The 23,932-nt window shown below is 72.1% G+C and carries 19 protein-coding genes; 14 read left to right on the forward strand and 5 right to left on the reverse strand.

Annotation, left to right across the window (positions count from 1 at the left end):
- Positions 1-34 precede the first annotated feature (34 nt).
- Complete coding sequence (locus Aiant_RS36420; protein WP_189331707.1) at positions 35-460, forward strand: hypothetical protein; 426 nt, start codon at positions 35-37, stop codon at positions 458-460.
- 18 nt (positions 461-478) lie between these two features.
- On the opposite strand, the gene Aiant_RS36425 is transcribed toward Aiant_RS36420, so the two are convergent.
- Positions 479-3,376 carry a helix-turn-helix transcriptional regulator gene (locus tag Aiant_RS36425; RefSeq protein ID WP_189331706.1) on the reverse strand — a complete coding sequence of 966 codons (2,898 nt, stop codon included), beginning with the start codon at positions 3,374-3,376 and terminating at the stop codon, positions 479-481.
- A gap of 205 nt (positions 3,377-3,581) precedes the next feature.
- On the opposite strand from Aiant_RS36425, the gene Aiant_RS36430 reads away from it, so the two are divergent.
- Positions 3,582-4,451: an alpha/beta hydrolase family protein gene (locus Aiant_RS36430; RefSeq protein ID WP_229830274.1), complete on the forward strand. Its 870-nt coding sequence runs from the start codon at positions 3,582-3,584 to the stop codon at positions 4,449-4,451.
- A gap of 65 nt (positions 4,452-4,516) precedes the next feature.
- Here Aiant_RS36430 and Aiant_RS36435 read toward each other — a convergent pair whose 3' ends face one another.
- Entirely contained in the window at positions 4,517-5,095 is a 579-nt protein-coding gene (locus Aiant_RS36435) for a hypothetical protein (protein WP_189331705.1), read from the reverse strand.
- Between the two features lie 173 nt (positions 5,096-5,268).
- Here Aiant_RS36435 and Aiant_RS36440 point away from each other — a divergent pair, with 173 nt between their 5' ends.
- From Aiant_RS36440 to Aiant_RS36480, 9 genes are all read left to right on the forward strand, one after another.
- The gene (locus Aiant_RS36440) at positions 5,269-6,477 is read left to right on the forward strand and encodes an efflux RND transporter periplasmic adaptor subunit (protein ID WP_189331704.1); all 1,209 of its coding nucleotides are present in this window, start codon (positions 5,269-5,271) and stop codon (positions 6,475-6,477) included.
- 71 nt (positions 6,478-6,548) lie between these two features.
- Positions 6,549-7,274, forward strand: a complete 726-nt coding sequence (locus Aiant_RS36445; RefSeq protein WP_189331703.1) for a response regulator transcription factor — start codon at positions 6,549-6,551, stop codon at positions 7,272-7,274.
- Positions 7,271-8,701: a sensor histidine kinase gene (locus Aiant_RS36450; protein ID WP_189331702.1), complete on the forward strand. Its 1,431-nt coding sequence runs from the start codon at positions 7,271-7,273 to the stop codon at positions 8,699-8,701. The genes Aiant_RS36445 and Aiant_RS36450 overlap by 4 nt, the downstream gene beginning before the upstream one ends.
- Positions 8,702-8,766: 65 nt before the next feature.
- Positions 8,767-9,972: an efflux RND transporter periplasmic adaptor subunit gene (locus Aiant_RS36455; RefSeq protein ID WP_189331701.1), complete on the forward strand. Its 1,206-nt coding sequence runs from the start codon at positions 8,767-8,769 to the stop codon at positions 9,970-9,972.
- Between the two features lie 73 nt (positions 9,973-10,045).
- Positions 10,046-10,792 carry an ABC transporter ATP-binding protein gene (locus tag Aiant_RS36460; RefSeq protein WP_189331700.1) on the forward strand — a complete coding sequence of 249 codons (747 nt, stop codon included), beginning with the start codon at positions 10,046-10,048 and terminating at the stop codon, positions 10,790-10,792.
- A complete protein-coding gene (locus Aiant_RS36465) occupies positions 10,789-12,006 on the forward strand; it encodes an ABC transporter permease (protein ID WP_189331699.1) in 1,218 nt (405 codons plus the stop codon). Before Aiant_RS36460 ends, Aiant_RS36465 begins: the two co-directional genes overlap by 4 nt.
- Positions 12,007-12,016: 10 nt before the next feature.
- A complete protein-coding gene (locus tag Aiant_RS36470; protein WP_189331698.1) occupies positions 12,017-12,586 on the forward strand; it encodes a hypothetical protein in 570 nt (189 codons plus the stop codon).
- A 71-nt stretch (positions 12,587-12,657) separates the two neighbouring features.
- On the forward strand, positions 12,658-15,438 hold the full coding sequence (locus tag Aiant_RS36475; RefSeq protein ID WP_189331697.1) for a helix-turn-helix transcriptional regulator: 2,781 nt from the start codon (positions 12,658-12,660) through the stop codon (positions 15,436-15,438).
- A 168-nt stretch (positions 15,439-15,606) separates the two neighbouring features.
- Positions 15,607-15,852, forward strand: a complete 246-nt coding sequence (locus tag Aiant_RS36480) for a hypothetical protein (RefSeq protein ID WP_189331696.1) — start codon at positions 15,607-15,609, stop codon at positions 15,850-15,852.
- A 470-nt stretch (positions 15,853-16,322) separates the two neighbouring features.
- On the opposite strand, the gene Aiant_RS36485 is transcribed toward Aiant_RS36480, so the two are convergent.
- The 3 genes from Aiant_RS36485 to Aiant_RS36495 all read right to left on the reverse strand — a co-directional run bounded on the left by Aiant_RS36485 (position 16,323) and on the right by Aiant_RS36495 (position 20,477).
- Complete coding sequence (locus Aiant_RS36485) at positions 16,323-16,829, reverse strand: hypothetical protein (RefSeq protein ID WP_189331695.1); 507 nt, start codon at positions 16,827-16,829, stop codon at positions 16,323-16,325.
- Between the two features lie 1,560 nt (positions 16,830-18,389).
- On the reverse strand, positions 18,390-19,391 hold the full coding sequence (locus Aiant_RS36490; protein ID WP_189331694.1) for a TerC family protein: 1,002 nt from the start codon (positions 19,389-19,391) through the stop codon (positions 18,390-18,392).
- A 324-nt stretch (positions 19,392-19,715) separates the two neighbouring features.
- A complete protein-coding gene (locus Aiant_RS36495; RefSeq protein ID WP_189331867.1) occupies positions 19,716-20,477 on the reverse strand; it encodes a dioxygenase family protein in 762 nt (253 codons plus the stop codon).
- A gap of 430 nt (positions 20,478-20,907) precedes the next feature.
- On the opposite strand from Aiant_RS36495, the gene Aiant_RS36500 reads away from it, so the two are divergent.
- From Aiant_RS36500 to Aiant_RS36510, 3 genes are read left to right on the forward strand one after another with little or no spacing between them, the layout of a single operon-like run.
- Entirely contained in the window at positions 20,908-21,558 is a 651-nt protein-coding gene (locus Aiant_RS36500; RefSeq protein ID WP_189331693.1) for a GOLPH3/VPS74 family protein, read from the forward strand.
- Positions 21,559-21,599: 41 nt separating this feature from the next.
- Positions 21,600-23,120: an APC family permease gene (locus tag Aiant_RS36505; protein WP_229830273.1), complete on the forward strand. Its 1,521-nt coding sequence runs from the start codon at positions 21,600-21,602 to the stop codon at positions 23,118-23,120.
- On the forward strand, positions 23,117-23,740 hold the full coding sequence (locus Aiant_RS36510; protein WP_189331691.1) for a GNAT family N-acetyltransferase: 624 nt from the start codon (positions 23,117-23,119) through the stop codon (positions 23,738-23,740). The genes Aiant_RS36505 and Aiant_RS36510 overlap by 4 nt, the downstream gene beginning before the upstream one ends.
- The last annotated feature ends 192 nt before the right edge of the window (positions 23,741-23,932 follow it).

Below are 23,932 nucleotides of genomic sequence, written 5' to 3' on the forward strand. Positions count from 1 at the left end.
ATCACGAGGGGAACCCAGTCAAGGGGGCAGCACCATGATCGCCGAACTGCACCGCGAAACCGTCACGTCCCGGGCCCCGGCGCCCGCCGCCGATCCGGTCGTCGCCGTTCTCGGCCAGCGGAGCCGGGTCGGTGGGCTGTCGCAGCACCTGCCGTCGGGCTGGCAGATTCGGCAGCCGGCCTCCCTCGACGACGTCCGTCCCGGCGAGCTGGTGCTGCTCAGCGGCGCCGGGACCGAGGATGCCCGGCTGGCCCGCGCGGCCCTGCCCCGCAGCACCCGGGTCGTCGCCCTGATCGACGAGGGGGCCCCGGCGGAGCTGGTCGCCGGCGTGCTGACCGCGGGCGCCGACGTCTGCGTCCGCGGCGGCCACCCGGCGATCCTGGCCGGGCATCTGGTCGCCTGCCGTCGCCGTCAGCTCGCCGAGCGCTGGGCCGGCCGGGACCTTTCGCAGACCCCCTGAGGCGCGCGGATCGGGCGGTCAGCGGGCGGCCAGGAGGTGGGCCATCTCGGTGCGGGAGCGGACGCCGAGGCGGGCGAAGACGTTGCGGAGGTGGTGGTCGACGGTGCGGGGGCTGAGGTGCAGCTCCTGGGCCACCTCGCGGTTGGTGGCGCCTTCGGCGACCAGGGTGGCGATCCGTTCCTGTTGGGCGGTCAGGGCCGCGCCGTCCCACGCCTTCGGGCCGGACCGCTCGGCGGCGGCCCGCAGGTCCTGTCCGGACCGTTCCCCGGCGGCACGCAGCTCGCGGACGCTCTGCGCCGCCCACGGCTCCGCCCCGAGCAACCGGAACGTCTCCGCCGCCCGGCGCAGGTGCTCGCGTGCCGCGACGTGCCGGCGACGGCGGCGCAGCAACCGGCCGTAAAGCAACTCGGTGTGCGCCCGGGGGAACCCGGCCTCCCCGATCCGCCGCAGCGCCGAGTGGAAGTGTGCCTCGGCGGCCTCGGCGTCCCGGGTCCGCAGCGCACGGCACCGGTCGCGCAATGCCAGCCATCCGGCCTGCCCGGTCCGGCCGGCCCACTCGTCGAAGGCGGCCGCCACCGGGTTCACCGCCGGTTCCGGACCGGCGGCTTCGAGCAGGTGTGGCACCACCGCGACGCGCAGCAGCACCGAACCGTGTCCGGGCGGGCCGGCCACCACCATTCTGAGTCGTTCGGCGGCTGCCCGGCGCTGCCCGTCCACCAGGTCGAGCAGGGCGAAGGCCCACTCACAGAGCGGGCGTGCCCGATCGGTTCCGGTCGCCGCGTCGATCCGGGCCTGCCCGTTGTCCCGGTCCCCGACCAGTGCGGAGAGGACCGCGAGCAGGCCGAGGTGGGTACCGGCCAGGGCGCTCTGCCCGGTGCCGCGCGCCACGGCCACGCCGTCGAGCGCCGCGGTCGTCGCCGCGTCGTAGTCGCCGGACGCCATCCCGGCGAGGGCGGCCAGTTCGAGCGCGCGGGGCACCAGGCTGTGCGCGCCGTCCGCACCGGCCAGGACCGCGGCCCGCCCGGCCGACGCGGTGGCCTGCCGCGCGTCACCGACCAGGATCGCGGCGGTCGCCGCCCGGATCAGCGGGATCGGCTCGGCCACCGCCGCGGCCAGTTCCAGCTCCTGCCGGAACCGGGCGAACGCCGCCGCCTCGTCACCGCACGCGATCTCGGCGAGCCCCGCCACGTGGTGATGGGCCATCGTCACCGCCGCCGGTTCGTCACCACGGCGCGCCGTCGCGATCCGGCGCGCCAGCACCGCAAATCGCTCCTGTTCCCCGGCCAGGGCCGCCGCCTCGCCGGCCAGCGACAGGGCGTCCAGCGCGCCGATCGGGTCCGCCTCACCGAGTTCCGCCGCGACGTCCAGCAGGATCTCCCGTGACGCCGGGTCGTCCGGCCGCATCTCCGCGGTGAGCCCCCGGGCCCGGACCCGGGTCAGCCGCTGCTCATGGCGCGGCCGTGGGCTCTCCAGCCGGTGGAGGAGCAGGCGGGCCTGGTGGGGGTGGCCGGCCAGCCAGGCGCAGCGGGCCGCGGCGAGCAGGGCGGCGTTGCGGACGGCGGGATCGGGGGAGAGCTCCGCGGCGTACCGGAAAGCGTCTGTCGCCGCGGACGGCGCGGCCGGCGCGGCAGCCTCGGTGAGCGCGGCGGCGAGCGCGGGATCCGCGGTGGTCGAGGCCGCCGCGCGGTGCCGGAGGGCGTCCAGCGCACGGCCGCGAGCGGCCGCGACCCGGGCCAGGGCCAGGTGCGCGGTCTGCCGGGCGGTCGCCGGCATTTCCCGGTACGCCACCCCGCGCACCAGTGGCGACGCGAATCGGACGGCGGTCTCGTCGATCGTGATGAGGCCCGTGCGCTCGGCGGGCGCGAAGCCGGCCAGCCAGGCGGCGGTGACGAGCGGGCCTGCCGTGTTAAGCGAGTCCGCCGTGTCCAGCGGGTCGGTCGTGTCCAGGGAGTCCGCCGTGTCTAGCGGGTCCGTCGTGTCTAGCGGGCCGGTCGTATTCAGCGGGTCTAGCGGGTTGGTCGTGTCGAGCGAGTCCGCCGCCTCCAGCAGGGCACCCAGGTCCGGGGGTGGTGGCGCAGTGAGCAGCGCGCGCGGATCCGTCGGTTCGGTGGAGGTGAGCGGGTCGGGTGTGGGAGCCGGCGGTCGGAGGACCGAGGTAGCGGCGGTGAGGAGGTCGGGGAGCGGGGACGACGGGGTGGCGGCGGCCAGGAGGAGCAGGTGGCGGGTGGTTGCGGGGAGCGCGGCCAGCCCGGTGTGGAGGCGGCGGCGTAACCGGCTGGACGGCGGGAGTTCGGTGGGGAGTGGGGCGTAGCCGCGGCGCTGTTCCGGCGTCAGGGCGGCGACCAGGTCGAGCAGGGCGGCGGGGTTGCCGCCGGAGACCTCGGCCAGGGCCATCGCCACGTCGTCGGTCAGGTCGGGGGACTCCGCGGTGAGCAGGGCCTGGCAGGCGGATGGCGGCAGGGGCGGGACGTGGTGGGCCGGCAGGTCCAGGGCGGTCAGGCCGGGTGGGCCGGTGAGCAGCACGGCGATCCGGTCGCCGGCGAGGCGGCGGGACGCGTAGGCGATGACCGACCGGGACGGGGTGTCGAGCAGGTGGGCGTCGTCCAGGAGGCAGAGCTGGGGGCGGCGGGCTGCGGACGTACGCAAGAAGTGCAGGAGGGAATCGCCTGCGGTGACCACCGGATCGTCGCCGCGGGCCGCAGGCCAGGCGGAGCGGCCGGTGAGGCGGCGGAGGGCGGCGAACGGGAGGGCGCGCTCGGCGGCGTGTCCGGGAACGGCGCGGACCGTCCAGCCGGCGGCGTGCGGGAGGGCCGAGCGGAGCAGTGTGCTGCGGCCGGAGCCGGGCGCGCCGCAGAGCAGGAGGGCGCCGCCCCGGCCCTCGGCGGCCGCGTGCAGGAGGCGCTCAACTTCTTGCACTAGTGGTGCATGAAACATGTCGAGAGTCTTGCCCGAACCCCGCCCGTCCCGAAAGAAGAACATCGATGTCGTGCAAGGGGTGAAATTTCCGGGATGTTGCCGGCTGATGAACGCGAGGCCGGTGGTTTCGCCGATGCGCCGCGTCGCCGGGGCTGCGCAGACTGGCGCTCGTCGACCCGTTCCCCCAGGTGAAGGAGTATTCGACGTGCCCCGGACATGGAAACGCGTGCTGGTGACCGTGGCCGCCGCGGTCGCACTCACCGCGCCGCTCGGCGCCACCGCCGCGCACGCCGCCGCCAACCCCTACGAGCGCGGCCCGGACCCGACGCTCGCGGCCCTGCAGGCGAGTCGCGGACCCTACGCGGTCTCGACGACCTCGGTCTCCCGGCTGAGTGTCGCCGGATTCGGCGGCGGCACCATCTATTACCCGACGACCACCGCGGACGGGACCTTCGGCGCGATCGCCATCTCGCCCGGGTTCACCGCCTACTGGTCCAGCATCTCCTGGCTCGGGCCGCGCCTGGCCTCGCACGGTTTCGTGGTGATCGGCATCGAGACGCTGACCACCGCGGACCAGCCGGACTCGCGGGGTGACCAGCTGCTCGCCGCGCTGGACTACCTGACCACGCGCAGCTCGGTCCGCAGCCGGATCGACGCGAGCCGGCTCGCGGTCGCCGGGCACTCGATGGGTGGCGGCGGCAGCCTGGAGGCGGCCAGTGACCGGCCGTCGTTGCAGGCCGCGGTGCCGCTGGCGCCGTGGAACCTGGACAAGTCGTGGAGCGAGCTGCGCGTCCCGACGCTGATCGTGGGTGGCGAGGCGGACACTGTCGCGCCGGTGGCCAGCCACTCGATCCCGTTCTACACCAGCATCCCCTCGTCGGCCGAGAAGTCGTACCTGGAACTGAACGGGGCCAGCCACTTCTTCCCGCAGACGGTGAACACGCCGACCGCGGTGCAGGCGGTGTCCTGGCTGAAGCGCTTCGTGGACAACGACACCCGGTACGACCAGTTCATCTGCCCGGGACCGCGCAGCGTGTCGATCTCGGATTACCGGAGCAGCTGCCCGCTCTCCTGAGGCGGACATGACCGTGCCGGCCTCGTCACGACGGGGGGACGAGCGAGGCCGGCACGGAGTCTTCTCTAGGAGGCGGCCGAGGGCTGGAGGACCTTGCAGGTCTCGACGGCCTTCTTCGTGGTGGCGTCCGACTGGTCGATCGTGCCGGGGTCGGTGACGCCGTTGTCCTTCAGGCAGTTCAGGTACGCCGCGTTGGCGCCGTTCCCGCCGCCGTTGCCGTTGCCGCGCCCGCCGAAGCTGGGCCGCACCGAGGCGCACGCCTCCTGCGCCTTGGTCCAGGTCGCCTCGTCCACGCCGTCCGGCTTCGGGAAGCCGCCGCCACCGCCGGGGAAGCCACCGCCGTCGCGCCCGCCGAAGCTGCCGGACGGTCGCGGCTGACCCGAGGGCCGGGCGCCGCCGGAGGGGCGCATCCCGCCGCCCCCGGGACCGCCACTCGGCATCGTGATGGTCACGCCGTTCTTCGCCAGACACTCGGTGTACGCCGCGAACGCCGAGTTGCCGCCGCCGTCCTGACCGGCCGACCCGGTCGCCGAGCTGCTGCTGTCGTCCTTGTCGCCGCACGCCGCCGTGAAGGCGACCGAGACGAACGCCACCGCCGCGCACGCCGCGACCCGGCGGCCCATCTTCGACTTGACTACCGGCACAAGCGTCTCCTGATCTTCCGGGGCGGGGATACGAAGGCACAGCGAACCCGGACTTCCTATGCGGAAGGTCGGACGCGGCTAGGAATTGCCTTTGAGCGGACCCCGGCGGCTCCTAGCGAACTCCGAGGCAGGACCGAGCCCGTGGCGAGGACGGCTCGCCAGACTTCTCGGCCATGGGTATCGCACTGGCCGGTCGCCGGCGTTTGATCGGGATCGGCGTAGCGGTCGTCGTGCTCGCGTTGCTCGCTTATGGCGTGATGCGTGCGCTGACGGCGGACGGCGCGCAGGAGACGAAGGCGGCCGAGACCGTCGCCGTGGACAGGGGCGCGGTGACCACCGAGGTGGCCACCACCGGGACGCTGCAAGCGGCGCAGACACGGAGTCTGACGTTCGCGGTGGACGGGACCGTGGAGAGCGTCAAGGTCCGGGCGGGTACGACGGTCACCGCGGGCCAGGTGCTCGCGAAGGTGGATGACGACGACGCGCGGGAGGCGGTCGACGACGCGCAGGACGCGCTGGACTCGGCGGAGGACGCGCTCGCCGACGCCAAGGCGGCGGCCACCTCGGCCAGCTCCTCGTCGTGCAATGCCGCGGCGGCCTACCGGACATCCGCGTCGGCGACTCCGTCGGTCTCGACCTCGACCTCGGCCTCGGCCTCCACTTCGCCGAGCGCGACGGCGACCAAGACGGCCGCACCGGCCGCCACCGCCGCTCCCACCAAGACCAAGGCAACCTGTGCCGCAGCCGGTGGGACGTCGCAGCAAGGGCAGCAGGGCAGCGGCGACGCCATCCTGAGTGCCCAGCAACGGGTCAACTCCGCCGAGGTCACCCTCGAGGAGAAGGAGGACGCCCTGGCCGGCGCCACCATCACCGCCCCGATCGCCGGCCGCGTCCTCTCCGTCAGCGGCAAGGTCGGCAGCCAGGTCAGCTCCGGCTCGACCTTCATCACCCTGGCCGACGTCTACGACATGCAGATCAGCGCCGACTTCCCGGAGGCCGACGCGGATCACCTGGCGGTCGAGCAGAAGGCGGTGATCACCCTGGCCGACAAGCCGGGCGAGACGTTCGACGCCACCCTCGTGGTGGTCGACCCGGTCGGCACCAGCGACGGCACGCTCACCACGTTCGGCGTGGTGCTGTCCTTCGTCGACGCGCCGGAGGACCTGCTGGTCGGGCAGAGCGCCCAGGTCAAGGTGACCACCGGCAGCAAGGAGGACGTGCTCCGGGTGCCCAGCACCGCGGTGCACGACGTCTCCGGGACCACCGGGACCGTGCAGAAGGACGGCGCCGTGGTCACCGTGCGGATCGGTCTGCGGGGCGACCGGTACACGGAGATCACCTCCGGGCTCACCGAGGGTGATGCGGTGTCCCGATCCTGGTGACAGCGGGCTCATAGCTGGCTCAAAGAATGCGTTGATACATCTGTGCGGTGCTTTCCGAGACCCGTTACCCCATGACCGTCGGTGACACGTCGGCGCGACCTGCCCGCGTCCTCGTCGTGGACGACGAGCCGAACATCTCCGCGCTGCTCAGCGCCACTCTCCGGCTCGTCGCCTTCGACGTGCGGGTGGCCGAGACCGGCAACGCCGCCCTGCTGGCGGTGGGCCAGTTCGAGCCGGACCTGATCGTGCTCGACGTGATGCTGCCGGACGTGGACGGGTTCGAGGTGGCCCGGCGGCTGCGCGCCACCGGGTTCCGGACCCCGGTGCTGTTCCTCACCGCGCGTGACGCGGTCGAGGACCGGATCCTCGGGCTCTCGGCCGGTGCCGACGACTACGTGACCAAGCCGTTCAGCCTCGAGGAGGTCGTGCTACGGATCCGCGCCATCCTGCGGCGCAGTCAGCCGGAGGAGCCGACACCGGACACCGGGGTGCTCCGGTACGCCGACCTGGAGTTGGACGAGAACGCCCACGAGGTACGCCGGGCGGGCCGTCTGATCGAGCTGTCGCCGACCGAGTTCAACCTGCTCCGGTACCTGATGGTCAACGCCGGTCGAGTGGTCAGCAAGGCGCAGATCCTGGACCGGGTGTGGAAGTACGACTTCGGTGGCGACGGCCGCATCGTCGAGTCGTACGTCTACTACCTGCGTCGCAAGATCGACAAGAGCGAGCCGGCGCTGATCCACACCGTCCGCGGCGTCGGGTACGCCCTCAGACTGCCTCGCGGCGCAGAGGAATGACCCGTTGGCGCCACTGGACGCTGCGCTCCCGCCTCGTCCTGGTCGTCGGCGTTCTCGCCGCGATCGCCCTGATCGCCGCCAACCTCGCCGGCGTCGTGCTGATCCGCAGCTACCTGATCGACCGGATCGACAAGCAGCTCACCGGCATGGCCCGCCCGATGGAGTTCGCCACCCCGCCGGCCGACGGGTTCGTCCAGCGCCGCGGGTTCCGCCTGGGCCCCGACCAGGTGTCGTACCTGTACGCCGCGGACGGCACGCTGGACACCGCGAACAGCACCTCGTTCGACGCGACGAAGCCGGCCGTGCCCTCGCTCGCCGAGGTGACCGCACGGGCGGCGAGCCGGTTGCCCTACACCGCGACCAGCGCGAACGGCACGGACTGGCGGCTGTTCGCCCTCCCGATCGGCAGCACCGGGCGATACGTCCTGTTCGGCCTGTCGCTGGACGAGGTGCAGCAGACCACCGGCCAGCTCATGATCATCGACGCCGGGGTGCTGCTGCTGATCCTCGCGCTGCTCGGGCTGGGCGCCGCGTACGTGGTCCGCCTCGGCCTGCGCCCGCTCACCGAGATGGAGCACGCGGCCGCCGCGATCTCCGGCGGCGACCTCTCGCTCCGGGTGCCCGGCGCCGACCCGCACACCGAGCCCGGCCGGCTCGGCCTCGCGCTCAACCTGATGCTCACCCGGATCGAGGCCGAGGTGACCGCCCGTACCGGCGCCGACCAGCGACTACGCCAGTTCGTCGCGGACGCCTCGCACGAGCTGCGGACCCCGCTCACCTCGATCCGCGGGTTCGCCGAGCTGTACCGGCGCGGCGGCGCCCCGCCCGGCCCGATGCTGGACGAGACGATGAGCCGGATCGAGGCCGAGGCCGGGCGGATGGGCGTCCTGGTCGAGGACCTGCTGATGCTCGCCCGCCTGGACCGGCAGCGCACCCTGGACCTGCGCCGGGTGGACCTGCTGGAGATCGCCGCGGACACCATCCGGGACGCGCACGCCCGGGTGCCCGGCCGCAAGGTGCTGCTCGCCGGGCTCAGCGACGACGAGGACACGTTCGAGCCGGCCACCGTGCTCGGCGACGACCACGGGCTGCGCCAGGTCGCCACCAACCTGGTCGCCAACGCGCTCCACCACACCCCGGACGGGACCCGGATCACGGTCCGGATCGGGCACACCGGGGGTTCGGCGGTGCTGGAGGTCGAGGACGACGGCCCCGGCGTGCCGCCCGAGCACGCGTCCCGGATCTTCGAGCGGCTGTACCGCGCCGACGCCAGCCGCAACCGGGCCAAGGGCGGGGGATCGGGGCTCGGCCTCGCCATCGTGGCGGCCATCGTGCAGGGGCACGGCGGCACCATCGAGCTGCGCGAGACACCGGGCGGCGGGGCCACGTTCCGGGTGCTGCTCCCGTCCGTCGGTGACGCCCCGTGAGATTCTGAGCTGGCTCCGAGGTTTCCCCTAATCTCCTCCAAGGCCGCTCCCCGAGAGTGTGCGGCATGAGGGTAAGTCTGAGCCGCCACCCGTCCTTGGTGGTCAACGCCGTGATCGGCGTGGTTCTCGTCGCCGGTGCCATCACGGTCTACGAGACATTTTCCAGCTCGAACGACGGGGGAACGGCCGCCGTGGCCGCCGAGCGAACGGTCACCGTCCAGCAGGGCACGGTCACCAAGACCGTGACCGCGGACGGCACCGTGGAGAGCTCGACCACCGCGAGCGCCAGCTTCGAGACCAGCGGAACGGTCACCGCGATCACCGTCAAGGTCGGTGACAAGGTCAAGAAGGGTCAGGTGCTGGCGAAGGTCGACCCGGCCGCCGCCAAGCGGACCCTCGCGGCCGCCGAGGCCGACCTGGACGCCGCGAACGACGCGCTGGACCGCGCCGAGGACGCCGGCTCGGACACCTCCGACGCCGAGAACCAGGTGGAAGAGGCCCAGCTCGCGGTCGACGACGCCGAGGCCGGAGTCGACGGCACGGTGCTCAAGGCCCCGATGGCCGGCACGGTCACCTCGGTCAGCGGCACGATCGGCAGCTCCGCCTCCGGGACCGGCTCGTCGAGTTCGTCCTCGGGCGGCTCACCGGGCGGCGGCTCGCAGAATGCGAGTTCGAGCTCCTCCTCGTCGTCCAGCGGCTTCATCGAGATCGCCGACCTGACCAGGATGTCGGTCTCGGCCAGCTTCGCCGAGGCGGACGCCACCCAGCTCAAGGAGAACCAGGTCGCCACGGTCACCTGGAACGCGCTGAGCGGCACCAGCCAGAGCGCCAAGGTCACCGCGATCGACCCGTCCGGCACCACCTCGAACAGCGTGGTCACCTACGGCGTCACGCTGAGCCTGGACAAGGTGCCGACCGGCGCGAAGGTCGGGCAGACCGTCTCGGTCGTGGTCACCACCGGCTCCAAGGAGAACGTGGTCATGGTCAACTCGGCCGCGATCACGACGGTCGGCAAGCGGCACACGGTCACCGTGGTGGCCAACGGGGTCCAGGAGACCCGGTCGGTGGAGATCGGCCTGGAGGGCGACGCGGCCACCGAGATCACCTCCGGTCTCACCGCCGGCGAGCAGGTCACCGTCAAGACCACCTCGACCAGCACCGGCAGCGGCAACCAGGGTTTCCCGGGCGGTGGCGGCTTCCCGGGCGGTGGCGGCAACTTCGGCGGCGGGGGCAACTTCGGCGGCGGCGGCGCACCCGGCGGCGGCCGATGAGCGAGCTTGCGAGCGAATCAATGGGCACAGTTGTCAGCTCATCGCGACGCCGGAGCGCAGCGGAGGTGGCGCGATGAGCCGCGCTGTTCTCGAGGTTCGAGACCTCAAGAAGATTTACGGTACGGGTGAAGCCACGGTCCACGCCCTGCGCGGTGTGTCGATGACCGTGCACCGCGGCGACTACGTGGCGATCATGGGCTCGTCCGGCTCCGGCAAGTCGACCCTGATGAACATCCTCGGCGCCCTCGACGTCCCCACCCACGGCAGGTACCTGCTCGACGGGGTGGACGTCGGCAGCCTCTCCGACGGTCAGCTCGCGCTGGCCCGGAACCGGCTGATCGGCTTCATCTTCCAGGCGTTCAACCTGATCCCGCGGACCACGGCGGTGGCCAACGTGGAGCTGCCCCTGGCGTACGCCGGAGTCCGTCCCAAGGAGCGGCGCCGCCGCGCGATGGCGGCCCTGGACATCGTCGGTCTCGCGGACCGCGCCGGCCACGAGCCCAACCAGCTCTCCGGCGGCCAGCAGCAGCGCGTCGCGGTGGCCCGGGCGCTGGTCACCGAGCCGGCCCTGCTGCTCGCCGACGAACCCACCGGCAACCTGGACAGCAAGTCGACCGACGACGTGCTCCAGGTCTTCGACGACCTGAGCGCGGCCGGCCGGACCATCGTGATCATCACCCACGAGGACGAGGTGGGCGCCCGCGCCAAGCGGCTGATCCGCCTGGTCGACGGGTCCATCGTGACCGACGTCCGGCAGTCCCCGATCGACCGGCCGCCGGTCGGTCATCCGCATTCTCTCGCCGGGCGGCACAGCGCATGAGCTTTCTCGAGGTGATCCGGTTCTCGCTGCGCGGGCTCTCGGCGAACAAGCTGCGCTCGGCGCTCACCATGCTCGGCATCCTGATCGGTGTCGCCGCGGTGATCCTGCTGGTCGCGGTCGGCAACGGCTCGGCCAAGGCGATCAGCGACCGGATCGAGGCGCTCGGCACCAACACCATCACCGTGATGAGCACCGGCCGGGGCGGCTCCAGCAGCACCGCGCTGACCAAGAAGATGGCCGACGCCCTGGTGGACCCGGAACTGGCCCCGGACATCAAGTCGGTCTCCCCGGTGGTCAGCGCGTCCTCGGCGACGATGACCTACGAGGGCACCGACCACTCGGTCGGCACCTTCGTCGGCACCACGCCGGACTGGTTCGGCGCGTCCAGCACCCCGGTCGAGAAGGGCGCGTCGTTCACCGCGGACGACGTCACCCAGGGCCGCCGGGTGGTGGTGATCGGGCAGACCGTCGCCGAGGAGCTGTTCCCCGGCGTCGACCCGATCGACAAGCAGGTCACCGTGAGCGGCGCGCTGTTCACCGTGGTCGGCGTGCTCAAGGAGAAGAGCTCCACCGGGTTCCAGGACTCCAACGACACCGCGGTCGCGCCGCTCACCGCGGTGCAGCAGGTGCTCGCCGGATACGGCTCCCTGACCTCGATCATCGTGGAGGCCAAGGACCCGGACAAGGTCGACGCCGTGCAGAGCGAGGTCTCCACGATCCTCAACCAGCAGCTGAACGTGAAGGCGACGGCCGGGTCGACCGGCACCAGCAGCACGCCGTACCGGATCCAGAACGCGTCGTCGCTGCTGGAGACGCAGACCGAGACCGCGGACACGTTCACCACCCTGCTCGGCGCGGTGGCCGCGATCAGTCTGCTGGTCGGCGGCATCGGGATCACCAACATCATGCTGGTCACGGTCACCGAACGGACCCGGGAGATCGGCATCCGCAAGGCGCTCGGCGCGCCCCGCCGGGTGATCCTGACCCAGTTCCTGATCGAGGCGACCCTGCTGAGCGTGCTCGGCGGCGCCCTCGGTGTGGCGGCCGCGCTGATCGGCAGCCACTTCACGATCGTCGGGGTGAAACCCGTGATCGTGCCCAGCTCGATCGGGCTCGCCGTCGGTGTGTCCGTCGCGATCGGGCTGTTCTTCGGCGGCCTGCCCGCCGCCCGCGCCGCCCGCCTGCGGCCCATCGACGCGCTGCGTTACGAGTGAGGACTCCGCTGTGAACCGGATCAACGAAGACACCGCCATCCTGCCGACCGTGCCGGCCCCGGACGACCCCGAGCACGAGGGTCTCGCCAAGGAGCTCGCCGCCGCCGCGCCCAAGAAGTGGTGGAACAAGGGCACCATCGGGCTCGGCGTCGGGCTGCTGCTGATGGGCGGCTTCCTCGGCGGCGTCCACTCGCAGAAGCAGTGGGGCACGTCGACGGCCGCCACCTCGGGTTTCCCCGGCGGCGGCACCCGCGGCTCCGGGAACTTCCCGGGTGGCCTGAGCGCCAGCGGCTTCCCCGGTTTCGGTCAGGGCGCCCAGGGCGGCACCGGCACCACCGCTGCCACTGCTGCATCCGCCGGCACCACCGGCAAGGTCAAGCTGGTCAACGGCAAGACCATCTACGTGGAGACCGCGGACGGGACGGTGGTCACCGTCAAGACCGACGGCAGGACCACCGTGGCCACCGCCAAGAAGGGCAAGCTCAGCGACGTCAAGGCCGGCGACTCGGTCACGGTCGAGGGGGAGACGGGCACCGACGGCTCGGTCACCGCCACCTCGGTGACCTCGCAAGGCAAGTGACGAAGTCCTTATTGAAGAGCATGCCTCTCGCTCCCTAGGCTGGGCGCAGCTCAGTTCTAGGGGGTGAGCGCGTGCAGCGCGACCTGCCCACCTTGCACGGCCGGGAGGCGTTGCTCACGGAGATCGACGCGAGGCTCGCCGCCGGCGGCGGGGTGGCCCTGCACGGGCCGCCCGGCATCGGAAAGACCGCTCTGCTCGATGCCGTCGCCGAGCAGGCGGCGAGCCGCGGCGAGGCGGTCCTGCGCCTGCGGCCGGCGCGTGGCGAGCGCACCTTGGCATATTCGGCCGCCGCCGACCTGATCCGCCAGCTCCCGCCGGACGCGGTCGCCGCCCTGGCGCCCGCCGCCCGCAACGCGCTCGCCGCCCTGCTCCAGGGGCGACCACCCCGCACCGGCGTGCCGGCCCAGGCCCGCCGGCTGCTGCTGCCCGCCCTGCTCGCGCACTGCTCGCGCACCCACCCGGTGCTGCTGGTCCTGGACGACGTGCAGTGGCTCGACCCGGAGTCCGCGGCGCTGCTCACCTTCGCCATGCGCCGCCGGCCCGGCGCCCGGGTCCGGGCGATCACCGCCGAGCGCCGTCCGGACCGCGACGGGCGCCACCGGGCCGCTCGGCTCTGCCCGCCCCCGGTCACCGAGCTGGCCGTGCCGCCGCTCGCCCCGGACGACCTGAGCGCCATGCTGGAGGCCCGGGGCCTGCCGTGCCGTACCGCCAGCCGGCTGCACCGGGCCAGCGCCGGCAACCCGTTCCTCGCCCTCGCCCTGGGCAGCACCGGCGGCGACGGTCCCGCCTGGCGGCCGGCGCCACTGCCCGAGGTCGCCCGGGACCTGGCCCGGGAACGCCTCGACGGCCTCTCCGCCGAGGTGAACCAGACGCTGCTGATGGCCGCGCTGGCCACCGACCCGACGGTCACCCTGCTGCTGCGGGCCGGGCGCGACGACGCCGACCGGGAGCTGCGGCTGGCCGCCGCGGCGGGCGTCGTCGAGGTGACCGGCGAGGCGATCCGCTTCACGCCGCCACTGATCGCCCAGGTGCTGATCGAGGAGACGCCGCCGGCTGGGCGTACCCGAACTCATGCCGCACTCGCCGCGGCCGCGCACGATCCCCTGGAGGCACTGCGGCATCGCGCCCTGCGCGGTGCCCGCCCGGACGCGTCCACCGCCCGGCGGCTGGCGGCGGTCGCCGACCAGTGCGCCGCGCGCGGTGCCGACCGGACCGCCGCCGAGTTCTATCTGCTCGCGGCCGACCGCTGCCCGCACCACCTGGCCCGCGAACGCCTCGACTGGCTGGTCGCCGCGGCCCGCACCGCGCTCACCGGCGGCGCGCCCGCCCTGGCCGGCCGGGCCGCCGAGGCGGTCATCGCCGCCGACGCGCCGGCCGGGCACCGCGTCCGCGCCCGGGTCGTGCTGATCGATCTCGCCGGGCAGGCGCTGGGCGAGATGGGAGAGACGTTCGCGGCCGCGCTCGCCGAGGCCGGCGACGATCCGGCGCTGCTCGCCCCGGTCCGGCTGCGGCTCACCTGGCAGGCCATGATCACCGGCGATCCGGACCGGGCCGCGGCCGAGGCACGCAGCACCGCCGCGATCGCCCACCGGGCCGGCGACGCCACCAGCGAGGCGATGGCGCTCAGCAGCCTCGCCCAGATCCAGCGGATGCGCGGCGAGCCGGAGTGGCAGGAGTCGCTGGCCCGTGCCCTGATGCTGCCCGCCTCGCCGGCGCCGGACTGGCTGCATTACGGCCCGCACTACATGGCCGCCCGGTTCGCGCTCATCGACGACCGCCTCGACGAGGCGCGCGCCGAGCTGCTGCGCCTGCTCGCGGTCGCCGAACACGACCGGATCGGCGAGGCCCGGGTCGAGGTCCTGCGCAGCCTGTCCGAGGTCGCGGCGCGGGCCGGCCGATGCAGAGAGGCTTTACGGTACGCCCACCGCGCCGTCCAGGCGGCGCAGGAGGCCGGGCTGAGTCCCGGCCCGACCTGGTACACCGCCGCGGTGGCCGAGCTGGCCGGTGGCAGCCTGACCGCGGCCGCCGGTTTCGCCCAGCGCGGCATCCGCGCCTCCGAGCAGGAGGGCGACAACCTCTACCTGCGCCGCAACCTGCACGCCCTGGGCCAGGCGCACCTGCGCTCCGGCGACACCCGGTCCGGGGTGGCCGCGCTGCGCCGGCTGCGCGACCTGGAGGCCGAGGCGGGCAGTTCGGACCCGATGATCGTCCGCTGGCACGCCGATCTCGCGGCCGGGCTGGCGGCGCTCGGCGAGCACGTCGAGGCGGCCGAGACGCTGGCCGGCGCGCGCAAGGCGGCCGAGCAGCTGGGCAGCACCCCGGCGCTGGCCGGATACCTGGACCGGGCGACCGCGATCGTGCACTCGGAGAGCGGCCAGGCGGACTCCGCGGTCGAGCTGTCCACCGCGGCGGCGGCCCTCTTCGAGCAGCTGCGCCAGCCGGTGGAGCAGGGTCACGCGCTGCTGGTGGCCGGGGGAGCGGAACGCCGCCGCCGCCGGTACGCGGCCGCCCGCCTGCTGATCGGCGCCGCGCTGTCGATCTTCCTGGCCGCGGACGCCCGGCCGTGGGCCGAGGAGACGGAGCGGGCCCTGGCGCGCACCGAGGGCAGCATCGCCCCGGAGCAGGGGCTGACCTCGACCGAGCTGCGGATCGCCGGCCTGGTCCGGGACGGCGCCAGCAACCGCGAGATCGCCACCCGGCTGTACCTGAGCGTCAAGACCGTCGAGGCCACCCTGACCCGGGTCTACCGCAAACTCGGCGTCCGCTCCCGCACCCAGCTCTCCTCCCGGCTCCAGGCCCCGCCGTCGCCACCCGACGGGGTGCCGGTGTCCGACGTCACCACGTCGGCCTGACCTGGAGCTCCGCGACGCAGAGTGACCTGGGTTACCGCGATACGGTGGCGGCGATCACTTTCGTCTTCCAGGTTTTACCTGGTTGATTTGGGGATGAAGCAGCGGCTCGGCATTGTTGTAGGCGGAAGCGACGAGGCTTTCTCCGTCACTATCCGTTAGGAGTGCCCGATGCCGTTCATCCGTGAGATCCGAACCTCCCTTGCCAACCGGCTCGCCGAGCGCCGTGCCCACCGCCGGCTGAGCGAGGAGCTCGCCGCGTTCCGCACAGCCGCCGAGCGCACCGAGCTCGACCTGATGCTGGGCCGGCACACCGCCGAGCAGACCCGCGAGATCGAGTCCATCCTGGCCCGGCAGGACGCCGAGCGCCGTTACCGGGCCACGGTGCAGTCGGGCGTTGGCGGTTTCCACGCCTGAGCCCACACTGAACATCGGGTCGCTCGCCGACCCGGTGGGCCGCCGCCCGCAGGCCCGGACCGTCCCTGGACCGCGGTGCGCTGACCCCCGACCGCCCCCGGCACCCCGTGCGCCGGGGGCGGTTCCGTGGGGTGGGGGTCTGGTCCGCCGCGACACCTGCCCGGATCGCAGCGTGGCCGCCGGAATCGTGGTTTTCCGTGCGCCGTCTCTTGTCTGGATTATTGCGGAGTATTGCTGTGTGACATTCTTCGGGTTGGCACACTCAGGCCCTGACCGGTGGGGGCTTTGAGGCGGGAGAATTGGTGCATGCGGCAGTTTTCGTTGTTCAGCAGGAAAGAGGTCGCGCAGATGCGCGACCGGACTGCGGCACGCAATTATTCACCCGCGAAAGATGAATTCCGCCGCGAGCAGCAGCGGCGGCGGCAGTGGGGTTTGCGTCGCCGCCACGCCGAGAAGTTGCGACGTCTGGGCTATGCCGATCCTGAAGCCCTGGCTGCCGCCATGCATCCGATCCAGCCCGCACGCCGAGCCGACCAGTCGAGGCCCACACCATCCGGCGCAGCACGGCTGAGGGCACCCGCATCTCGCCGGCCGGACACCACCAGGGCATCCCTGCCTTCAGCCCGTCGCGAGGCACCTCGACCCGCGCTGTCTTCGGCTGCCGAGCCGTCTTCGGCTGCCGAGCCGTCTTCGGCTGCGGGGCCGTCTTCGGCTTCCGCGCCGCTTTCGGTGTCCGGGCCGCTTTCGGCCTCCGGGCCGTCTTCGGGTGCCGCGTTCTCTTCGGCTACCACGCGGTCTTCGGGTGCTGGGTCGCTTACGGCGTCCGGGCGGTCTCCGGCGACCGCCCGGTCCTCGACCGCCGCGCCGCTTTCGGTCGCTGGGTCGTCTTCGTTCTCCGCGTTGCTTCCGATCGGCGCGTCGCTTCCCGTCGTGCCGCCAGCCGCGGCGCTGGCTCGGGCCGTGCCGCCAGTTGCCATGTTGCGTCCGGCGGTGGTTACGGCCGCGGCGCTGGCTCGGGCCGTGCCACCAACTGCCGTGTTGCCTCCGGCGGTGGTTACGGCCGCGGCGCTGGCTCGGGCCGTGCCACCAACTGCCATGTTGCCTCCGGCGGTCCTTACGGCCGCAGCGCGTGTCGAGGCATCGCTCGCGCCGTGCGCCACCTGTCGGCGGAGCCGCGCGTTGTGGCGTGAGTTCCCTAGCCCTCCTGCGCGGGGCCGCACGCCTTTGCTCTCGCCGCCCACGTCGGCGCCTGCTGCTCGCTGGCGGCCGGGGTGGCCTGGGGCGGTTCGCCGTGCATTTGAGGTATGCGCAGGTCGCGGTGGGAATCTAATGAATGAGGGTGGTCACCGTAGGACCGTGGGAAAGGTGACACTCGGTGTTGTCCGGGACTGTCGCGTTCGCGGGTCTCCCTGTCGGGTGATTCGGGTTCAAGAAATGGAATCCTGAATCTCTATTTATGCTGGGGATTCCGAGGAGCCCTTTGGAGCGGCGTGGAGCGTTCACGGTTTCATTTCCTTCGTGGCCGAAATGAAGACGGATGGTGGCGGCTCTCCGGGTGCGCCGAGCGTTGCGGGAGGAGGACTGGGCATCCCGGTCCATCGGTACTTCCGCAGCCACGGTCGGGTCACCGCCAAGCCGCACATTGATGGCGCCGGTCCACCGTCTTGGCGCCCCGTCCGGCGAGGGGCTGTGGCAGGACGCGTCGAAAGGCACGGGCGGAGAGTTCGCCGGAGGCGTGCAGCGGCTGTTCAAGCGGGCGCCCCGTTGTCGACACCCGGTCGAGCGGCCCGGCCGTGTCTGCTTTCGTTGCTCGGTCCCAGTGGCGTGGCGGGGCACACTTTTCGTGCTCGGTCGGAGTGGCGTGGCCTGGCGTTCTGTGCTCGGCTCCGACCTGGTGGGTCCCGCGCCAGGGCGTCGACCACAGACACTCGACGACGTGGCCCCGGTCAGCTCGGTCCCGGTGACGGCGACTCGGGGTTGGATTCGGTCGGGGCTGAGTCGGCGCCAAGCCCCGGCCGCTGCGGGCTGGGATCGCGCCCCCGAACCGGACCTGACCGCCGACCGCCAACCGCCAACCGCCGCCGACCGGCGACCGCCGACCGTCAACCGCCGACCGCCGCCGACCGGCGACCGCCGACCGCCAACCGCCGACCGCCGCCGGCCGGCGACCGCCAACCGCCAACCGCCGACCGCCGCCGGCCGCCGCCGACCGCCAACCGCCAACCGCCGACCGCAGCCGACCGCCGCCGACCGCCAACCGCCAACCGCCGACCGCCGCCGACCGGCGACCGCCAACCGCCGCCGACCGCCGACCGGCGACCGCCAACCGCCGCCGACCGGCGACCGGCGACCGCCAACCGCCGACCGGCGACCTTGGGTGACTTCCCCGCTCCGCCCGAGGCCCCATCGAGCCCGTGCTCACCGAGGAGGCCGCCAGCTCCGCCGAAGCCACGGAACCAGCCAGCGCCGGCCTGGCCTTCTGTGCTCGGTCCGGGTGGCGCGGCCGGGTGGCTGGCCGCGCGTACCGATGAATGGGGTTAGTCCTGGGGTTGGTGGTCGGGGTGGTGGTGAAGGCTGCCGGCGTGGGCCTTGAGGGACGGGTCGCGGCGGGATTTGATCAGGCTGGCGACGGTGGTGATGACCAGGATTCCGATGATCACGATGAGGGAGACAGGGGTGCTGACCTCGGGGACCGCGTCGCTGATGGCCTTGTGGGCCCAGTGCAGGACCAGTTTGACGCCGATGAAGGCGAGGATCACGGCGAGGCCGGTGGACAGGTAGACCAAGCGGTCTAACAGGCCCTTGACCAGGAAGAACAGGGCTCGCAGGCCGAGCAGGGCGAAAGCGTTGGCGACGAAGACGATGTATGCCTCTTCGGTGACGCCGAAGACGGCGGGGATCGAGTCGAGGGCGAACAGGATGTCCGTGCTGCCGATCGCCAGCAGCACGAGGAACAGCGGGGTGACCATCCGCCGGCCGTCGACCCGGGTGATCATCTTGCCCTCGACGTAGTCGTCGGTGACCGGCAGCAGGCGGCGACCGGCTCTGACCAGGGCGTTGTCCTCGATGCTTGGATCCTCGTCGCGGTGCCGGAAGAGCTGCACGGCCGTGTAGATCAGGATCAGCCCGAAGGTCAGGAACATGAACGAGAACATGTTCAGCAGCGTGGCGCCGAGCGCGATGAAGATGACCCGCAGGACCAGCGCGATGATGATCCCGAAGGTGAGCACCTCCTGCTGGTAACGCTCCGGGACGGCGAAGGTGCTCATGATGATGACGAAGACGAACAGGTTGTCGACGGACAGGCTCTTCTCGACGATGTAGCCGGCGAAGTACTCCGTGCCATATGTCCAGCCGGCGATCTGCGCGAAGACCAGGCCGAACGCGATCGCGACGGCGATGTAGAAGATCGACCAGCCGGCGGCCTCGCGGAAACCGACGACGTGCGGACGCAACACCCCCAACGTCAGGTCGAGGGCGAGCAGGGCGACGATGACGCCGATGGTCAGGGTCCAGCCGAGCGCGGTGACCTCAAGCATCCTCAAAGCATCCCCGGAAATCCTGCAAAGAATGCACCGAATTCCCTGGAAGATCCCTGGGACCGTCGCCCGGCGGCCGTGGTGAGCCGGAGCGCGCCGGACCAGGGGGGAGAAGTGATCGGTCCGGCGCGCTCGGCCCGGTGCGGGGCCGTCGATCGGTCGCGAGGGGAGTCGCGGCGACCGGCCCCGCGTGAGGAGTGCTCGGGCGGTGGGCGTTGGGCGGGTGGTGAGGAGTGCTCGGGCGGTGACGGAGGAGGGCTTGGGCGGGTGGTGAGGAGTGCTCGGGCGGTGACGGAGGAGGGCTTGGGTGGGTGGTGAGGGGGCTCAGGCGGTGACGAAGGAGCGCTTGGCCAGGCCCATCCAGAAGCCGTCGATGGGCTGGTCGGGGGCCTTGTCGGGAGTGCCGGAGGCGCCCAGGGTGAGGAACATCGGGGCGAAGTGCTCGATGGTCGGGTGGGCGTAGGGCATCCCGGGGGCCAGCGCCCGGAAGTCGGCCAGCTCGTCGACGGCGCCGCGGGCCAGGGTCTCGGCGGCCCACGCGTCGAACTCGCGGGACCAGCCGGGCGCGGCCGCGTCCGGGCGCCAGTCGCGCAGGAACGGCAGGCCGTGCGTGGTGAAGCCGGAGCCGACGATCAGCACGCCCTCGTCACGCAGCGGGGCCAGCCGGGCGCCGAGGTCGAGCAGCCTGTCCGGCTCGAGGGTGGGCAGCGACATCTGGAGCACCGGGATGTCGGCCTCCGGGTACATCACCGTGAGCGGCACGTAGGCGCCGTGGTCGAGGCCGCGGCGGGTGCGGGCGACCGGCTCGCCGTCCGGCATCAGGGCGGCGACCTGGTCGGCCAGCACCGGGGCGCCGGGCGCCCGATACTGCACCTCGTAATAGTGCTGGGGGAAGCCGCCGAAGTCGTAGACCAGCGGGACCGTCTCGGTGGCGCCGAGCATCAGCGGGGCCGACTCCCAGTGTGCCGAGGCCATCAGGATCGCCTTGGGCCGGGGCAGGATGGCGGCCAGGTCCCGCAGCTGCGCGACCCAGGTCGGGTCGTCGACCAAGGGCGGCGCGCCGTGGCTCAGGAACAGGGTGGGCATCCGCACGGGGACCTCCGTTGAAACTTCAACTACCTGAGACCACCGTACGCGGAGATGCTTGATTCTTCAACTATCCCGGCGGAAACTTACGTACGGTAATTTTTGATCTTGATTTGTCACGCTGTGTCGACCGGTCACCGCTGCTGAAACATATCGATGGACGTTTCCGGAACGTTAAGGGCCAGGCGATTTCCAGCCTCGCGGCGGATTATTGATCGATGCTCGAAATCCCAGGCAGAGCGTGTGATCAACTTCGCCCATAATGGAATGGTGCCTAGTCCTGTTTGGACGTTGCGAGATCCGATCGGGTTTGGCAGGCTACCTTTCGGTCGCGCTGCGGGGAGCGCTACGCAAGTGTTCGTGAAACTCACCTTGACTACTTTCGGTGAACTGCGCGGGCATTCCCATAGCGTCGAGAGGAGACTCAGCCGTGGCGTCACCGCCGCAGCTACCGCCCGCGGACGATCTGTACCTGACCGCACATGACACGATTCGCGGCAAGTCGCTGCTGTCCCCGGCCACCCTCGGCCTGGGTCTCGGCGCGGCGCTGCTCGGCGAGCTGATGCTGTGGCGTCGCATCGACCTGGTCGAGACCGAGCTGCTCGTCATCGACGAGCGCCCGACCGGCGACGCCGCCACCACCGCCCTGCTGGAGCAGATCCGCCGCGAGGCGGGTCAGCACGGTGTGCGCAACTGGATCGCCTACCTGTCCACCGGCATCGCCACCGACCTGGTCGAACGCCGGCTCGCCCGAGGCGGCCTGATCAAACGGCAGGAGAAACGCGGCCTGCTCGGCACCAAGATCTCGATGGTGCCGGCCGACTCGATGACCGCCGGCTGGCCGGCCACCCGCCTGCGCACCAAGGTCTCCCGCGACGAGCAGCTCGACGTGGCCGACCTGCTGCTCGCCGGGCTGATCCTGGCCACCGGCCTGGACCAGCACGTGCTCGCCACGCTCAACGCCCGGGACCGGGCCCACCTGTTCGACCAGTTCCGCCGGCTGTTCCCGGCGATGCTGCAGCAGCTCGTCGCACACGCCGAGGCCGCTGTCGGCGACGCCGTGATGGCCCGCCGCGCCTGAAGCCCTCTCACCAACCCCCCTCATAAACCCTGGAGATGTTCGTGTCCTCGACCGCAACCCAGCCCGCGGAGAGTCAACTCTCCAATGCCCTGGCCCGGGACCGCCTCGGCGTCGCCGCCGTGGTCTTCTTCGTGATGTCCGCGGCCGCCCCGCTCACCGTCGTCGCCGGTGTGGTCCCGACCGGTCTCGCGGTCACCGGCCTGACCGGCATCTCGATCGCCTTCGTCGCGGTCGCGCTGGTCCTGGCGATCTTCTCGGTCGGTTACGTCGCGATGGCCCGGCACATCTCCAACGCCGGCGCGTTCTACGCCTACGTGGCCCGCGGCCTCGGCCGGCCGACCGGCGTCGGCGCCTCCTGGGTCGCGCTGCTGGCCTACAACATGTTCCAGGTCGCCTCGTACGGCGGCTTCGGCGCCATCGCCCAGCCGCTGTTCGTCGACTGGTTCGGCGTGGACGCGCCGTGGTGGTCGTTCGCCCTGGTCGCCTGGGCACTGGTCGGCGTCCTCGGGGTGCGCGACGTCGCGGTCAACGGGAAGGTGCTGGCCACCCTGCTGGTCGCCGAGATCGCGCTGACCGTGATCTTCAGCGTCGCCGAGATCCTCTCCTCCGGCTTCCACCCCTCGGCCGCCCCGGTCGACGTCTCCACCCTGACCGGCGCCGGCTCCGGCGCGCTGCTGGTCATGGCGATCACCGGCTTCGTCGGCTTCGAGCAGTCGGTGGTGTTCAGCGAGGAGTCCCGCGACCCGCGGCGTACCGTGCCCCGGGCCACCTACATCGCGATCGCCCTGATCGCCGTGCTCTACGCGTTCGCCTCCTGGGCGATGATCTCCGCGGCCGGTCCCGACCAGGTGGTCGGCAAGGCCGCCGAGGAGGGCCCCGAGCTCTTCTTCAACCTGGCCGCCGGCCCGCTCGGCGACATCGCGCTGCACCTCGGCCACATCCTGTTCCTGACCTCGCTGATCGCCGCGATGATCTCGTTCCACAACATCATTTCGCGGTACATGTTCTCGCTGGGCCGTGAGGGCGTGCTGCCGCGCCTGTTCGGCCGCACCGTGCCGGGCACCGGCGCCCCGAAGAACGGCTCCCTCGCCCAGTCCGCGGTCGGCCTGATCGTCGTCGCGCTCTACGCGGTGATGGGCTGGGACCCGCTGGTCCAGCTCTTCTTCTGGGGCGGCACCGGCGGCGGCCTCGGCGTCCTGCTGCTGATCACGCTCACCGCGTTCGCGGTCATCGGCTACTTCGCCCGGCACCCGGAGGGCGAGGACGTGCTGCACCGGATCGTCGCCCCGGTGATCAGCGCGGTGCTCCTGGTCGTGGTCTCCTACCTGGCCCTGGACAACATCGCCACGCTGCTCGGCGTCGAGCCGGGCAGCAAGCCGGCCGTCGTGGTGCCGGCGTCGTTCGGGGTGCTGCTGCTCGGCGGCATCCTGTGGGCATTCTTCCTGCGCGCCACCCGGCCGCAGGTCTACTCCGGCATCGGCCTCGGCGCCAGCAGCGCGACCAGTGGCGGTGGCTTCGCCGCCGCGCTGAACGAGGGCGCCGGCCCGGGTGCCGGCCGATGAGCGAGCTTGCGAACGACGCCGTGAGCCCGGTGATCCGTCCGGCCCGCGCCGACGAGCTCGCCGCGGTCGGCGCGCTGATCTCGCACTCGTTCAACCACCTGGACGCGGACGCCTACCTGGTGCCGGTGCCCGAGGACCGCGAACGGGTGATGGCCGAGTTCTTCACGCTGGAGACCGAGTACGCCTTCAGCCACGGCAGGGTCGAGGTCGTCGACCACCCGGACGGCGGGCTGGCGGCCGCCGCGGTCTGGTTCGACCGGGTCACCCCGCTGCCCGAGTTCCCGGAGTACCTGGAGCGGCTCACCGAGCTGTCCGGGGAGCACCTCGAGCGGTTCGAGGCGCTGGGCGAGCTGTTCGAGAAGAACCACCCCGCCGAGCAGCACTGGCACCTCCAGTTCCTCGCGGTCCGGCCGGGCGAGCAGGGGCGCGGGCTGGGCGGCGCGCTGATGAAGAACGTGCACGACCTCCTGGAGGCGCAGGGCCTGCCGGCGTACCTGGAGGCCACCAACGACAACAACGTGCGGCTCTACCGCCGGTACGGCTACACCGCGATGGACCCGTTCGAGATCTACCTGCCCGACGGCACGCCGTTCTACCGGATGTGGCGGCCGGTTTCCTGACCCCGGGGGGCGCGGGACGGGGGCACGAGCTCGAGCGCTCGTGCCCCCGTCCGTTTCGGTGCGGCTATTGACGTGGGCGCACAGCCGTAATTACATCGGAACCAGGTCCACTCAGCGTCGCTGGACGATCACCGACGGCTGACGGCTTGGTTCATCGCGTCCGTGACCGCACGGGACCTGACCCTCCCGGGT

Source organism: Actinoplanes ianthinogenes, from assembly GCF_018324205.1.
GTDB classification, from domain to species: domain Bacteria; phylum Actinomycetota; class Actinomycetes; order Mycobacteriales; family Micromonosporaceae; genus Actinoplanes; species Actinoplanes ianthinogenes.

Bases quoted from the DNA above. Each gene is read 5' to 3' on its own strand.
- Aiant_RS36420 (WP_189331707.1), top strand. From the start codon at position 35: ATGATCGCCGAACTGCACCGCGAAACCGTCACGTCCCGGGCCCCGGCG.
- Aiant_RS36440 (WP_189331704.1), top strand. From the start codon at position 5,269: ATGGGTATCGCACTGGCCGGTCGCCGGCGTTTGATCGGGATCGGCGTA.
- Aiant_RS36445 (WP_189331703.1), top strand. From the start codon at position 6,549: ATGACCGTCGGTGACACGTCGGCGCGACCTGCCCGCGTCCTCGTCGTG.
- Aiant_RS36450 (WP_189331702.1), top strand. From the start codon at position 7,271: ATGACCCGTTGGCGCCACTGGACGCTGCGCTCCCGCCTCGTCCTGGTC.
- Aiant_RS36455 (WP_189331701.1), top strand. From the start codon at position 8,767: ATGAGGGTAAGTCTGAGCCGCCACCCGTCCTTGGTGGTCAACGCCGTG.
- Aiant_RS36460 (WP_189331700.1), top strand. From the start codon at position 10,046: ATGAGCCGCGCTGTTCTCGAGGTTCGAGACCTCAAGAAGATTTACGGT.
- Aiant_RS36465 (WP_189331699.1), top strand. From the start codon at position 10,789: ATGAGCTTTCTCGAGGTGATCCGGTTCTCGCTGCGCGGGCTCTCGGCG.
- Aiant_RS36480 (WP_189331696.1), top strand. From the start codon at position 15,607: ATGCCGTTCATCCGTGAGATCCGAACCTCCCTTGCCAACCGGCTCGCC.
- Aiant_RS36485 (WP_189331695.1), bottom strand. From the start codon at position 16,829: ATGGCAACTGGCGGCACGGCCCGAGCCAGCGCCGCGGCTGGCGGCACG.
- Aiant_RS36490 (WP_189331694.1), bottom strand. From the start codon at position 19,391: ATGCTTGAGGTCACCGCGCTCGGCTGGACCCTGACCATCGGCGTCATC.
- Aiant_RS36495 (WP_189331867.1), bottom strand. From the start codon at position 20,477: ATGCCCACCCTGTTCCTGAGCCACGGCGCGCCGCCCTTGGTCGACGAC.
- Aiant_RS36510 (WP_189331691.1), top strand. From the start codon at position 23,117: ATGAGCGAGCTTGCGAACGACGCCGTGAGCCCGGTGATCCGTCCGGCC.